Source organism: Dongia sp. (assembly GCF_041905885.1).
Classification (GTDB): Bacteria; Pseudomonadota; Alphaproteobacteria; order Dongiales; family Dongiaceae; genus Dongia.
On sequence record NZ_JAYRKD010000004.1, the window covers coordinates 276991 to 291531 of the forward strand.

General features: G+C 66.0%; 10 protein-coding genes and 1 rRNA gene. 8 read left to right on the forward strand and 3 right to left on the reverse strand.

The genetic code is table 11. The features are described 5' to 3' along the window. Window positions 1–85 precede the first annotated feature (85 nt). The 7 genes from ispG to clpB all read left to right on the forward strand — a co-directional run bounded on the left by ispG (window position 86) and on the right by clpB (window position 9509). Window positions 86–1222, forward strand: a complete 1137-nt coding sequence (gene ispG / locus ACH2CY_RS06195; RefSeq protein WP_395017126.1) for a flavodoxin-dependent (E)-4-hydroxy-3-methylbut-2-enyl-diphosphate synthase — start codon at window positions 86–88, stop codon at window positions 1220–1222. A gap of 19 nt (window positions 1223–1241) precedes the next feature. Then, the gene (gene hisS, locus ACH2CY_RS06200; protein WP_395017129.1) at window positions 1242–2486 is read left to right on the forward strand and encodes a histidine--tRNA ligase; all 1245 of its coding nucleotides are present in this window, start codon (window positions 1242–1244) and stop codon (window positions 2484–2486) included. A 49-nt stretch (window positions 2487–2535) separates the two neighbouring features. Beyond that, window positions 2536–3762, forward strand: a complete 1227-nt coding sequence (hemA, locus tag ACH2CY_RS06205; RefSeq protein ID WP_395017132.1) for a glutamyl-tRNA reductase — start codon at window positions 2536–2538, stop codon at window positions 3760–3762. Between the two features lies 1 nt (window position 3763). Then, window positions 3764–4840, forward strand: a complete 1077-nt coding sequence (gene prfA, locus ACH2CY_RS06210; RefSeq protein ID WP_395017133.1) for a peptide chain release factor 1 — start codon at window positions 3764–3766, stop codon at window positions 4838–4840. Between the two features lie 10 nt (window positions 4841–4850). Further along, window positions 4851–5693 (forward strand): peptide chain release factor N(5)-glutamine methyltransferase, encoded by an 843-nt coding sequence (gene prmC, locus ACH2CY_RS06215; protein ID WP_395017136.1) that lies wholly within the window; start codon window positions 4851–4853, stop codon window positions 5691–5693. A gap of 277 nt (window positions 5694–5970) precedes the next feature. Beyond that, window positions 5971–6759: a DUF4167 domain-containing protein gene (locus tag ACH2CY_RS06220; RefSeq protein WP_395017138.1), complete on the forward strand. Its 789-nt coding sequence runs from the start codon at window positions 5971–5973 to the stop codon at window positions 6757–6759. Window positions 6760–6911: 152 nt separating this feature from the next. After that, on the forward strand, window positions 6912–9509 hold the full coding sequence (gene clpB, locus ACH2CY_RS06225; protein WP_395017141.1) for an ATP-dependent chaperone ClpB: 2598 nt from the start codon (window positions 6912–6914) through the stop codon (window positions 9507–9509). 21 nt (window positions 9510–9530) lie between these two features. Here the strand turns inward: clpB and ACH2CY_RS06230 are convergent, their stop codons facing one another. The 3 genes from ACH2CY_RS06230 to ACH2CY_RS06240 form a co-directional block, all read right to left on the reverse strand. Further along, entirely contained in the window at window positions 9531–10331 is an 801-nt protein-coding gene (locus ACH2CY_RS06230) for a class I SAM-dependent methyltransferase (RefSeq protein WP_395017143.1), read from the reverse strand. Continuing rightward, window positions 10328–11254: a LysR family transcriptional regulator gene (locus ACH2CY_RS06235; protein WP_395017145.1), complete on the reverse strand. Its 927-nt coding sequence runs from the start codon at window positions 11252–11254 to the stop codon at window positions 10328–10330. Before ACH2CY_RS06235 ends, ACH2CY_RS06230 begins: the two co-directional genes overlap by 4 nt. A gap of 100 nt (window positions 11255–11354) precedes the next feature. Then, the gene (locus tag ACH2CY_RS06240) at window positions 11355–13484 is read right to left on the reverse strand and encodes a peptidoglycan DD-metalloendopeptidase family protein (protein WP_395017148.1); all 2130 of its coding nucleotides are present in this window, start codon (window positions 13482–13484) and stop codon (window positions 11355–11357) included. Between the two features lie 666 nt (window positions 13485–14150). Between ACH2CY_RS06240 and ACH2CY_RS06245 the strand changes: the two genes are divergently transcribed. Further along, window positions 14151–14541, forward strand: a 16S ribosomal RNA gene (locus ACH2CY_RS06245); the annotation flags it as partial.

The following is a 14541-nucleotide window of genomic DNA, read 5'->3' on the forward strand; positions in this document are numbered from 1 at the left end:
TAACCTCTACAGCGCATGTTCCGCACTTGCGGCGTCGCAACGGCGACAGCCCTGCCTTTTTCACCAGCAGCGAGTCCCAAGGATCATGAGCGTTCGTCCCTATCGCGACATCCTACGGCGGAAATCCCGCCAGATCCGCGTCGGCTCGGTGCTGGTTGGTGGCGATGCCCCGATCTCGGTCCAGACCATGACCAACACCTTGACCCAGGACGTCGCCGCGACGGTCGCCCAGATCAAGGCAGCGGAAGCCGCCGGTGCGGACATCGTGCGCGTCTCCTGCCCCGACGAGGAGTCGACCGCCGGGCTGAAGGAGATCGTGAAGCAGGTGACGGTGCCGATCGTCGCCGATATCCACTTCCATTATAAGCGCGGCATCGAGGCCGCCGAGGCTGGCGCCGCCTGCTTGCGGATCAACCCCGGCAATATCGGCAGCGCCGACCGCGTCCGCGAAGTCGTGAAGGCGGCCAAGGATCATGGCTGCTCGATGCGGATCGGCGTCAATGCCGGATCGCTGGAGCGCGATCTCTTGGAGAAATACGGCGAGCCTTGCCCCGAGGCGATGGTCGAATCCGCGCTGGATCACATGAAGATCCTCCAGGACCATGACTTTCACGAGTTCAAGATCAGCGTGAAGGCTTCCGATCCCTTCCTGGCGGTCGCCGCCTATCAGGGCCTGGCCGATGCTTGCGACTACCCGCTGCATCTCGGCATCACCGAGGCGGGCGGTTTGCGCACCGGCACGGTGAAGTCCTCGATCGGCCTCGGCTCGCTGCTCTGGGCCGGTATCGGCGACACCATCCGTGTCTCCCTCTCCGCCGACCCGGTGGAAGAGGTGAAGGTCGGCTTCGACATCTTGAAGTCGCTGAACCTGCGGCACCGCGGCGTGAACCTCATCTCCTGCCCGTCCTGCGCCCGGCAGAACTTCGACGTTATCAAGACCGTCGAGGCTTTGGAGAAGCGCATCGCCCATATCACCACCCCGATGTCGGTCTCGATCATCGGCTGCGTGGTCAATGGTCCGGGCGAGGCGCGCGAGACCGATATCGGCTTCACCGGCGGCGGCAACGACACCCACATGGTCTACATGGCGGGCCAGCAGCATCACCGGTTGAAGAACCAGGATATCGTCGAGCACATGGCCGAGCTCATCGAGAAGAAAGCGGCGGAGATCGAAGCCGCCAAGGCAGCGGAAAAGGCCAAGCAGTCCGCCGCCGCCGAATAGCTTCCTCTTAGGGCATCCCATGTCTGAGCTTCAGCCGGTTCGCGGCACTCACGATCTTTTGCCTGACGAGATGCGGCGCTATCGCCGCGTTGCCGAAACCGCGCGCCGCGCCGCCGAGTGTTTCGGCTTCCAGGAGATGGCAACGCCGATCTTCGAGTTCTCCGAGGTGTTCAAGCGCACGCTTGGCGACACCTCCGACATCGTCACCAAGGAGATGTACACCTTCACCGATCGCGGCGGCGAGACCATCACGCTGCGGCCGGAGGGCACGGCCAGCGTCGCCCGCGCGCTGATCTCCGGCGGCCTCGCCCAGCATCTGCCGCTGAAATACTTCTATTCCGGCCCGATGTTCCGCTACGAGCGGCCGCAGAAGGGCCGCATGCGGCAGTTCCACCAGACCGGCATCGAGCTGCTCGGCGTGAAGGAGCCGTTGGGCGACGTCGAGGTGATCGCGACGGGCGCCGAGTTCCTGCGCCGGATCGGCGCCTGGGACCGCTCGCAGCTGGAGATCAACACGCTCGGCGACAACGAGAGCCGGCAGAACTATCGCAAGGTCCTGGTGGACTACCTCTCGGGGCACCGCGAGAAGCTCTCCGAGGACAGCGTCAGCCGGCTGGAGCGCAATCCGCTGCGGATCCTCGATTCCAAGGATCACGGCGACCAGGCGATCGTCGCCAATGCGCCGGTCTACACCGACTACCTTAACGAGACGAGCCGCGATTTCTTCGGCAAGGTGAAGGCTGGGCTCGACGCGCTCGGCATCAAGTACGTGGTCAACCCGCGGCTGGTGCGCGGCCTCGACTATTACAGCCACACCTGTTTCGAGGTGACCTGCGAGGAGCTGGGTGCGCAGAAGACTATTCTCGCCGGTGGTCGCTACGACGGCCTCATTCCGATGATGGGCGGGCCGGAGACGCCGGGGGTCGGCTGGGCCAGCGGCATCGAGCGCTGCGCCATGCTGCTCCAGGAGACGCCCGAGGCCCGCGCGCCCATCGCTTTGGTGCCGATGGGCGAACGCGCCGAGGCGGCGGCGTTGAAGATCGCAGGCGCACTGCGGCAGCTCGACTTTGCCGTCGATCTCGGTTTCTCCGGCAACATGAAGTCGCGCATGAAGCGGGCGAACAAGATCGCCGCCAAGGTCGCGGTGATACTCGGCGACAACGAGCTTGATCAGAACGTCGCCACCGTCAAGAATCTCATGAGCGGCGAACAGAGCGCCATCGGCTTGGACAGCCTAGCGGATGCGCTCGAATCCTACAGGTAACGCGCCCATAGGGGACGAAGTTGGGATAGGGGCGAAGACATTCCTGGTCGTGGGGGCCAATCACAAGGACGCTCCCGACCTGTTGCGCGACCGGCTGCAGGGCACCGAGGCCGACCAGCTGCGCATGATGACGCGCTGCCGCGAGATCGGCCTGGAACAGGCCGCCGTGCTCGCCACCTGCGACCGCTGCGAGATCTGGACCGCCGTCGAGGATGCCGGCGCCCAGGCGCCGCAGCTGGCCGCCCTGATCGCCGAAGCGGCCGCTCTGCCGGTCGCGCAAGTGGCGCCGCAGCTCCATCATCTGAGCGGGCCTGAGGCCCTGCGCTATGCCTTCGCCGTCGCCGCATCGCTGGAATCGCAGATCGTCGGTGAGCCGCAGGTCTTGGCCCAGGTGAAGGACGCGCATCGGCTCGCGGCACGTGCGGGGATGCTCGGCACCGAGCTCGATGCGGTGTTCCGCTCGGCCCTGCAGACCGGCAAGAAGGTGCGCTCCGAGACCGAGATCGCGCAGGAATCGGTCTCGATGGCGGCCTGCGTCATCGCGCTCTGCCGCCAGGTGTTCGGCAACCTGCCCAAGATCAACGCGCTCATTCTCGGCGACGGCGAATTGGGCGAGTTCGTGATGCAGCAGTTGATGGAAGCGGGCCTCTCGCGCTGGACCTTCGTCCATCGCAACGCGGAACGGGCCCAGGCCTGGGCCTCGCGGCATCGCGGTTCGCATGCCGCGACCCTCGCCGATCTCGACCGGCTGCTGCCGGCCGCCGATGTCACGATCAGCGCGCTCGACGGCGCACAGACGGCGATCAGCCCAGACCAGGTGAAGGTCGCGGTGCGGGCCCGCCGCCGCCAGCCGATGCTGTTCGTCGATCTTGCCGTGCCCGGCGACATCGATCCCCGGGTCAACGATGTCGATGACGCCTTCCTCTACGGCCTCGACGATCTGGAGCGCCTGGCGATGCGCGGGCGGCACGGCCGGGAGGAAGCCGCAACCAAGGCCTGGAACATCATCGATGCCGCCGTCGCCGCCTTCGAGCGCGACAGCGAGGCGCGGACCGCGGCGCCGTCGCTGGCAGCCTTGAAGGCGCATTTCGACGCCGAGCGCGAACGCCTGCTGGCCGAGCAGCCCGGCCTCGACGCCGCCGAGGCGACGCGGCGCCTGATCAACCGATTGCTGCACCGGCCGATCACGGTGCTGAAGGATTCCGCGCCGGACCCGAAGCTGGAAGCCGCCGCCCTGGCGCTGTTCGGCATCGGCCCGGAAGTGAAAGAGGACTGAAGTGTCTGCACTGAACGAGAAACTGGACCGCGTCGCCAAACGCTATGACGAGATCGCCGCCCTGATGGCGAGCGAGGGGCCGAAGGACGCGCAATCCTTCGCCAGGCTCTCCAAGGAATATTCCGACCTCGGCCCGGTGGTCGAAGCGATCCGCGAGCTGCGCTCGGCCGAGCGCGAGTCGACCGACCTCCAGCAGTTGCTGAGCGACCCTTCCGCCGATGCCGAGATGAAGGCGCTGGCCGAGGAAGAGCGCGGCGTGCTGCAGGAAAAGCTGCCGGCACTGGAGAAGAAGGTCCAGCTTCTGCTGCTCCCCAAAGACGAGGCCGATGAGCGCAACGCCATCCTGGAAGTCCGGGCCGGCACCGGCGGCGAGGAAGCGGCCTTGTTCGCCGCCAACCTGTTCCGCATGTATGCCCGCTATGCCGCGCTCAAAGGCTGGCGCTTCGAGCCGATGGAGGTCTCCGAGACCGGGCTCGGCGGCTACAAGGAGGCGATCGCCACCATCACCGGCCGCAACGTCTTCGCACATCTGAAATTCGAATCCGGCGTGCACCGGGTGCAGCGGGTGCCGGAGACCGAGGCCTCGGGCCGCATCCACACCTCGGCGGCGACGGTCGCCGTGTTGCCGGAAGCCGAAGAGGTCGATGTGCAGATCGACGAGAAGGATCTCCGCATCGACGTGTTCCGCTCCAGCGGTCCGGGCGGCCAGTCGGTCAACACCACCGACAGCGCGGTCCGCATCACCCATATCCCGACCGGCCTCGTGGTGCAGCAGCAGGACGAGAAGTCCCAGCACAAGAACAAGGCCAAGGCGCTGAAGGTCCTTCGCGCCCGCCTCTACGACCAGGAGCGCAGCCGCAAGGACGCGGAGCGGGCCGCCGCCCGAAAGGGGCAGGTCGGCAGCGGCGATCGTTCGGAGCGCATCCGCACCTACAACTTCCCGCAGGGGCGCTGCACCGACCACCGCATCAACCTGACGCTCTACAAGCTCGACCGCGTCATGGAAGGCGAGATGGACGAGATCATCGAAGCGCTGATCGCCCACGACCAGGCCGAGCGCCTCGCGGATATCCAATGACGGGGCTTCGATGACGGTCGGCGAAGCCTTATCCCAAGCGGCAAGACGCCTGGGCGAGGCCGGGATCGAACGGCCGCAGGCCGAAGCGCGCATCCTGCTGGAGGCGGCGAGTGGCCGCGGCCGCGGACAGATCATCGCCTTTCCGGAGCACGGGCTCACGCCGGCGCAATGGGATGTTCTCGACGCGCAGATCGCGCGGCGCTGCGCGCGCGAGCCGGTGTCGCGGATCCTGGGCAGCCGCGAGTTCTGGTCGCTGCGGTTTGCCGTCGGCCCGGCCACGCTCGACCCGCGTCCCGACAGCGAGACTCTGGTCAGCGCCGTGCTCGCCCGCATTTCCGATCGCAACGCCGAAGTCTCGCTGCTCGATCTTGGCACCGGGACCGGTTGCCTGCTGCTCGCCCTGCTCTCGGAGCTGCCGCGGGCGACCGGGCTCGGCATCGACATCTGTCCCGCGGCCTGCGACATCGCCACCGCGAATGCAGCGGCGCTCGGTCTCGCCGCGCGCGCGGAGTTTCGCGTCGGCGATTGGCTGCGCGGCATTTCCGCGCAATTCGATGTCATCCTCTCCAATCCGCCCTATATCGAGTCGACCGCCATCGATGGCCTGGAGCCCGAAGTTGCTCAATTCGATCCGCGCGGCGCGCTCGATGGCGGTGCGGATGGCTTGTCCGCTTATCGGGCCCTGATTCCGCAGGCGGCGGGCGGTCTCAAACCGGGTGGTCTGCTGGCCCTGGAGATCGGTGCGGGGCAGGGTGCGGCCGTGCGCGCGCTTGCGGATCACGCCGGTTTGACCGATCTCGGCAGTGCCTTAGACCTCGCCGGGATCGAGCGTTGCCTGCTGTTTTCCCGCTAGATTCGGGCCTTCTGGCGATGCAAAAAACTGTTGGAAATCGCCCCCGAACCGGCTACGGTCGCTTCGGCTTTGGGGTGAACATTCGGAATACGGCCGCTGGCGACAGCCGCTGACCCGCACCTCGATACGGCCCCCGACATCGGAATGGCGGTCCCCGGGTGTAAGAGCACCTGAAGATGATCGGGCGCGTTTCCTGATTTTGCCGCTGATCTTTTCAGCGTGGTGAGATTGGCCGAGGCGCGAAGCCTGGACCGCAGCAATGCGAAGTGATTGACGCATGAGACCGAATAATCAGAATCGACGGGGCCGCGGTCGCGGCCCTCGCAAACCCCATGGCGGCCCGCATGGCGGCGGTGGCGGCGGCCACGGCGGCGGCGGCCAAAGCAAGGCACACAGCTTCGACAGCGGCGGTTCCGACATCCGGGTCCGCGGCAATGCCTATCAGGTGCTCGAGAAGTATCTCCAGCTTGCCCGCGATGCCGGCACTGCCGGCGACCGCGTTGCCGCGGAGAACTTCCTGCAGCACGCCGATCACTATTACCGGGTCGTGGCGGCGCAGAACGAGGGCCAGCGGCCGCGAATCGGCGGACGCGAAATCTCGGTCGCCGACGTCAACGTGCAGAACGTGAGCCAAGGCCTGTCGGCGGCTCTCTCCGGCCACGGTCATGGCGGCGACGAGCCGCAGCATGGCGGCGAGAATCAGCAGGGCAATCACGGCAACGGCCAGATGCGCCCGAACCAGAACTCCGGCGAGCAACAGAACCACCCGAACCAGCAGAGCCAGGGCAGCGGCGAATCGCAAAACGCCAATGGCGGAGACCAGGGCTCCAGCGAGAACGGCGGCGACGGGCAGGGCTTCGCCCAACCGGACGAGCAGCCGGATTATCCGGAAGAGCTGATCCCGGCCGACGGTGCCAATGCCGGTGCGCGCGACGGCCAGCAGCAGGAAGGCCGCCACCATGGTCGCGGCCGTGGCCGGCGCCGCGGTCCTGGGCGCCGGGTCCGCAACGAGGGCGAGGAGGGTGGCGCGCCCGCGCCGCAGCAGACGCCCGGCGACGGCCAGTAGCGACGAACCGGCGCAGGCCGGCCCTTCTCAAATCCGATTTCAGCCTCTTGCCTAGGGATTAACCAACTCCATATCTGATGGAGGGGTTAATCCCTAGTGGCATCGAGACCGCGTGCCTTGCTCATGGGCGCGGTCGGAAGAGGGCTGAAAACATGGACTTAGAGAAATTCACCGAACGCTCGCGTGGGTTCTTTCAGGCTGCCCAGGCGCTTGCCTTGCGCAACGGGCACCAGCAACTGACGCCTGAGCATCTGCTGAAAGTTCTGCTCGACGACAAGGAGGGCTTGGCCGCCAACCTGATGAAGGCGTCCGGCGCCGATCCCAAGAAGGCGCTCGCCGCGGTCGAGAAAGAGCTCGAGAAGCTTCCCAAGGTCGAAGGCACCGGTGCGGGCCAGGTCTACATGGCGCCCCCCTTGGCGCGCGTGCTCGGCAAGGCCGAAGAGGCCGCCGAGAAGGCCGGCGACGGCTATGTCACCGCCGAGCGCCTGCTGCTCGCGCTGGCAATGGACAGCAGCACCGGCGCAGGCAAGGCGCTGAAGGATGCCGGGCTGACCGCCCAGGGCGTCAACAACGCGATCAACGAGCTCCGCAAGGGCCGCAAGGCCGACAGCGCGACGGCCGAAGACAGCTACGACGCGCTGAAGAAATACGCGCGCGATTTCACCGCACTGGCGCGTTCCGGCAAGCTCGATCCCGTCATCGGCCGCGACGAGGAGATCCGGCGCACGATCCAGGTGCTCTCGCGCCGCACCAAGAACAATCCGGTGCTGATCGGCGAGCCCGGCGTCGGCAAGACCGCGATCGTCGAAGGCCTCGCGCTGCGCATCGCCAACGGCGACGTGCCGGAGGGGCTGAAGAAGAAGACGCTGATGTCGCTCGACCTCGGCGCGCTGATCGCGGGCGCCAAGTTCCGCGGCGAGTTCGAGGAGCGCCTCAAAGCCGTGCTGACCGAGATCTCGGCGGCGGCCGGTGAGATCATCCTGTTCATCGACGAGCTGCATACGCTGGTCGGCGCCGGCAAGGCGGAAGGCGCCATGGATGCCTCCAACATGCTGAAGCCCGCTTTGGCGCGCGGCGAGCTGCATTGCGTCGGCGCCACCACGCTCGACGAATACCGCAAGCATATCGAGAAGGACGCGGCGCTGGCGCGGCGCTTCCAGCCGGTCGTGGTCGGCGAACCCTCGGTCAACGAGACCATCTCGATCCTGCGCGGGCTGAAGGAGAAATACGAGCTGCATCACGGTGTGCGCATCACCGATGCCGCGATCGTGGCCGCGGCGACGCTCTCCAACCGCTACATCACCGACCGTTTCCTGCCCGACAAGGCGATCGACCTGGTGGACGAGGCGGCGTCGCGCCTGCGGATGGAAGTGGATTCCAAGCCCGAGGAGATCGACGAGGTCGACCGCAAGCTGGTGCAGCTGAAGATCGAGCTCGAGGCGCTGAAGAAGGAGAGCGACCCGGCTTCAAAGGAGCGGCTCGCGCACCTGAAGAAGGAGGTCGAGGAGCTCGACGCGAAATCCTCGGCCTTGACCGCCGAGTGGAAATCCGAGAAGCGCAATCTCGACGACGCCCAGAAGCTGAAGGAGCGCCTGGAGCAGGCGCGGCTCGAGGCCGAGCGGGCGCAGCGCGGCGGCGATTTCGCCAAAGCGGGCGAGCTCACCTACTCGGTCATTCCCGACCTCACCAAGAAGCTGCAGGCCGCCGAAACCGCCGCGCAGCACCGCATGCTGAACGAGGTGGTGAGCGAAGAGGACATCGCCTCGGTGGTCTCGCGCTGGACCGGCATTCCGGTCGACAAGATGCTGGCAGGCGAGCGCGACAAGCTCTTGAAGATGGAAGAAGCCCTGGGCAGGCGCGTGATTGGCCAGGAGGAGGCGCTGGTCGCCGTCTCCAACGCGGTGCGCCGCGCGCGTGCCGGCTTGCAGGATCCCAACCGGCCGATCGGTTCCTTCCTGATGCTGGGCCCGACCGGCGTCGGCAAGACCGAGCTCACCAAGGCGCTCGCGGGGTTCCTGTTCGACGATGACCAGGCGATGGTCCGCATCGACATGTCGGAGTTCATGGAGAAGCACGCGGTCTCGCGCCTGATCGGCGCGCCGCCGGGTTATGTCGGCTATGACGAAGGCGGCGTGCTGACCGAGGCGGTGCGGCGCCGGCCCTATCAGGTCGTACTGTTCGACGAGGTCGAGAAGGCGCATCCCGACGTCTTCAATGTGCTCCTGCAGGTGCTGGACGACGGTCGCCTGACCGACAGCCAGGGCCGTACCGTGGACTTCAAGAATACGCTGATCATCCTGACCTCGAACCTGGGCAGCGAATACCTGGCCAGCCTGAAGGATGGCGAGGATTCCGGCGTGGTGCGCGACCAGGTGATGGGCGTGGTGCGGCAGGCTTTCCGGCCGGAATTCCTGAACCGGCTGGATGAGATCATCCTGTTCCATCGCCTGAACCGGAAGCACATGACCGGCATCGTCGAGATCCAGTTGCAGCGGCTGCAGGCGCTGTTGGCCGACCGCAAGCTGGCGCTCGATCTCGATACCAAGGCCAAGGAATGGCTGGCCGAGACCGGCTACGATCCGGTCTATGGCGCGCGGCCGCTGAAGCGGGTGATCCAGCGCGAGCTGCAGAACCCGCTGGCGACCATGATCCTGGAGGGCCGCTTCAAGCCCGGCGAGGACATCAAGGTCTCCGCCGACAAGAACGGTCTCACCATCGGCGGCGAGAGCCTGTCACAGGCAGCTGCCTGATTGCGAAACGCGGCCGCCGCTTCAGCGCGGCGGCCGCATCGCGATCAGCGCCTGCGATTCCACGATCTCAGTGATCTCGCCGTTGCTGACGAAGGGCGCCAGCTTCTCGTTGAGCTCGGAAATCATCTCGTCCGCCCGGGCGCCGATCTTGTCGCGCGACACGCTGGAGAGCGAGAGCAGCCGGTCCTCGATGTTCGCGACCGGGGTGCGCCGGCTTTCGATCACGCCGATCCGCTCCAGTCGCGGGAAGGGCGAGGCGAGTAGCACCGATTCATGCTGGATCCAATCCGCGCCCTTGCGCTGGCGGCGTGCCGGGTCCTCGGCCGAATACTTGTCCAGCACCGCGTCATAGACAGCGCGCCAGGCATTCTCGTGCATCTCTGGATGGCGATCGCCGAACAGCGCCAGCGCACCGCCGGTCTCGATCATCCCTTCGAGCCGCCGCAAGGTATCGGCGCGGTCCATCCAGTGGAAAGCGCGGCCGATCGCGGCCAGACGGAAGCCGCCCAGCGCCGGCCCGATGTCATAGGAGCTGCCTTCGATGAAGCGAATCGCGAGGCCCGCTTCCGCCGCGTCCGCCGCGGCGATCCGCAGCATTTCCGGTTCCGGGTCGATCGCGGTCACCGCGCCGGCGAAGCGTGCAAAACCTTGCGCCAGCTGCCCGGGTCCGCAGCCGAGATCCAGCACCGCATGCGCGCGCGTCAGGCCGACGCGCTCCGCGACGCGATCGAACAGGGGCAGGGCATAGGGCGGGCGCCCTTTGCGATAGTGTTCCGCGGCGCTGCGGAAGCGGTGCTTTTCGAAGGGGACCGGTGCGTTCATTCAACCTCTTGCCGTTCGGCGACGGCGTCGATCCTTTGCTGAAGTTTCTGGCGCTTGGCCGTCGCCAGAAACGCCGCGACCAGCCCGGAGACCGGCTCGCGATCGGCATAAACCAGGCCGATCGAAGGGCTGGGCATCGGGTCGCCCATCGGCAGGGCACGCAGTCCGTTCGAGATCCCGGTCAGCAGCAGCAGGCTCTGCGGCACGATGCCCGACCATTGGCCGAGCCGCACATGCGATATGACCGGAATCAGCGCATTGGCCTCGATCACCGGGCGCGGCGTCTCGCCGATCGTGGCGAAGGCGCGGTCGATGATCCGCCGGTTCTGCATGTCGTTCGAGAGCAGGCAGAGCCGTTCCTTCGCCGCATCGCGCCAGGACATCTCGGTGCGGCCGGCGAAGCGCGGGTGGTCGCCGGTGATGAAGACGAAGCGATCGCGATAGATCGGCAAGGTGCGCACACGGCTCAACGGCTCGTTGTCGAGATAGGTGACGCCGACGTCGAGGTCGAAGGTGTCGATGCCGCGCTGGATCTCCTTCGACGACAGCGACTGGATATGGATCGACACCGAAGGATGCTGCGCGCAGAACGGCGTGGTCAGCAGGGCGATCACCGGCAAGGCCGCCGGAATGGCGCCGATCCGCAAGCGGCCGGCCAAGGCGCGCTTCAGGACCGAGATGTCCTGCCGCAGCGACTCGAAGTCGTGCACCAGCCGTTGCGCCCGATCCAGCACCAGTTGGCCCTCGGGCGTGAAGCCGATGAAGCGACGCGAGCGCTCGACCACGCGGACACCGAGCTCGCCTTCGATCTGGCGGATCGCGGCCGACAAGGCGGGCTGGGAAATGCCGCAGGCCTCGGCGGCGCGGCCAAAATGCCGCTCGCGCGCCAATGCGGTCAGGTAGGTGAGATGCTTCACGAGCATGGGCGGGCCCGCCGTCACTGCCGCATCGAGAGGTCGCGCGGCGGCCGCACTCTATCGCCCGGCAAGCATCCGGGGCAATCCGCTTAAGGAGGGAAGCCGGTCAGTTCAGGCAGCCGCGAGCCCGGTTGCAGTCGAGCGCCGGCGCGGCAATGGACTGGTCGGCGATCTCCGAGCGGTTGATCAGCTCGCGGCGCTGGTTCTGGATCGCGGCGACCTGGGCCTTGAATGCCTTGAGCGCCGGACCGGTCAGCTTGTCGGAAGCGACGGTCTTCACCGTGCCCGGGTTGACTTGCTTGCCGCCGACTATGATCTCGAAATGCAGGTGCGGACCGGTGGAGCGGCCGGTCGTGCCCACATAGGCGATCACCTGGCCCTGCTTCACCTTCGAGCCCTTCTTGAGGCCACTGGCGAACTTGCTGGTATGGGCATAGGCGGTCTCGTAGGTGCCGTTGTGCCGGATCTTGATGTATTTGCCGTAGCCGTTGTTCCAGCCGATCTGCTCGATCACGCCGTTGCCGGCGGCGAAGATTGGGGTGCCGCTGGGCGCGCCGAAGTCGATGCCCTGATGCATCGCCGAATAGCCGAGCACAGGATTGACCCGCATGCCGTAGGTCGAGGTGATGCGCGCACCGTCGATCGGCGTCTTCAGCAGCGACTTCCGGACTGCCACGCCGTCGCCGGTAAAGTACTCGCCGTCGCCGTCACGCTCGAAGTAGTAGATCGGCATCGGCTTGCCGCCGATCGAGAGCGAGGCATAGAGAAGGCGACCCGCCTTGGCGAAGTCGCCTTTCTCGTTGTCGAAGCGCTCGTACATCACCTCGAATGAATCGCCTTCGTGGATGTCGCGCTGGAAATCGACGTCGTAGGAATAGGCCTTGATGATCTCGCCGATCAGGCCGACCGGCACGCCGGCTTCGCGCGCGGCTTCGAACAGGCTGATATCGATCTGGCCGGCGGCGCGATCGACGCGCTCGGTCAGCGGCTTGTCGTAGGCGGCAGCCACAAACTGGCCGGCGGCATCGCGGGTGAGCTTCACGTCGCGCTCGACGCTCGGCTGCAGCGAGAGCGCCACCAGCTTGTTGTCGGAATCGGCGGCAGGACCTGCGCCGGTCGCGAAGTTCAACGTGATCTCCTGGCCGATCTTGAGATCGCTCGGCGAGAACACGTCGGTCAGCGTATGGCTGGCAGCCTGCGCCTCGGTGTCGGAGAGGCCGGCCTTGGTCAGCAGGCCGAACAGGGTATCGCCGCGCCGCACCTCGATGACGCGCTTCACGCCCGGAAGCTCGACATTGGTGTCGAAGGCGGTCGCGGGAATCACCGAGCTCGGAGTCGCGGGCTGCGCCGTGGCGGTCTGCAGCTTGAATTCAGAGGCGGATTCGGAGTTGCTGGACTCGGCGGTGAAGAAATCGTCCGGCACGGTGGCGTTCTTGTCGCCGTAAACCCAGTTCAAGGTCGCGACCAGCGCGCGCGACGCCGGGTTGGCCTCGACCACCGGCGCTTGCTCGACCGGCGCCGCAGCGGCCACAGGCGCTTCGGGGGCCGCCGGCTGGATCTCGGCGAGCGGTACGGGCGCGGGCGTCGGCTGCGGCGGAGTCGCAGCGGCGACCAGGACCGGCTCATCCTTGCGATTCTCGACCACCGGCGTCTCGGCGACCGGCGTCGCGACGACGGTCGGAACGATGACGGCTGCCGGCGGCGTGGCGATGACAGGTGCAGCCGCAACCACGGGCGTGGGCGCCGTGACCGGCGCGGTCTCGACGACCGGTGGCGTTTCGACCACCGGCGGAGTCACCACCACCGGCGGCATCAGCAGCGTTTCATCCGGCTTCGATTCCGGTGCGACCGGCGCGGCGTCGGCGACGACGACTTCGGGTTCATCGACGTCGCTGGGAGCGTCGGCTTCTTCCTTGCTCCAGCTGGTGTCCGGCGCGGGATAGTAGGGCGTCGGCTCCATCGGCGTGGCTTCATGCGTGGCCGAGGCCACCGCGGTGATCATCGGCGCGAGATCGAAGCGCAGGCGCTGGGTCCAGCTCGGCGCGGCGTTGTTGCTGGCGATCAGCGCTTCGGTGGAGACGGAGTCACGCAGACTTTGCGCGGCACTGGCGGGACTGACGACCGGCGGCTGCGCCGATTGCATGGCGCCCACACCGCCCAGCACCACGAAGCCGGCGGCAGTGTAAGCCAGATAACGCTTGAGCGTCCCCCAAATCTGAGCGCGGGTCTGCTGCAATACTGTGTCCCCTGCTTTGCGATCGGGTTACTGGCGTCCGGTGGCGTGATTCCCCTGCCGACCGGGGCGAACCCTGCATTAACCTAGTGATGGTCGTCACAATGGCAGGGGGATTCGCAGGTTGTCAACCAAGATTGTGCAATCAGATCAAATCCTTGTGCCACAATGCGAACAAACTGGGCACATCGGCGGTAACGCCATTGTTTCCGTATGTTTCAATGCCTATCTGATTTTTGCAGCCCAGGGCCAACCTGGCGCGAACTCATTGAACCCACGCCGTAATTGCGCGTTGCCCTGCGACAGATTGGCGAATCTGTCTTGGCTTCGTAACGAGTGTTGACAGGCCTCCGGGCCGCGCGTATAAGCCCGCTCCTCTGAGGCGCCGGTGGCGGATCGGTCGGGTTCTAGACCGGGTCTATGCGGCGCCTTCACGCTGTTTGACATTGTAATAAAGACGAGAAGGGATACGCGGGCGGCGGGTCCTGGGACAGTTCTTCGGAACTGAGTTCTGGGCTCTTGCTGTCTTCGTTATTCCGAGACGTTGCGGTTCTTTGGCTGAGGTATCGGCTGGGGAGCATGTAGCGTTTCATGCAGTAAGGAAGACGCGTTTAAGCAAGGACCAACCGTTGACGGATTGATTGGAGCTTCGGCTCTGGTTGATCAGGTTAACCTGAGAGTTTGATCCTGGCTCAGAACGAACGCTGGCGGCATGCCTAACACATGCAAGTCGAACGGGATCCAGGCTTCGGCCTGGTGAGAGTGGCGGACGGGTGAGTAACGCGTGGGAACCTGCCCAATGGTCTGGGATAACCGCGGGAAACTGCGGCTAATACCGGATAAGCCCGAGAGGGGAAAGATTTATCGCCGATGGAGGGGCCCGCGTCCGATTAGGTAGTTGGTGAGGTAACGGCTCACCAAGCCGACGATCGGTAGCTGGTCTGAGAGGATGATCAGCCACACTGGGACTGAGATACGGCCCAGACTCCTACGGGAGGCAGCAGTGGGGAATATTGGACAATGGGGGCAACCCTGATCCAGCAATGCCGCGTGAGTGATG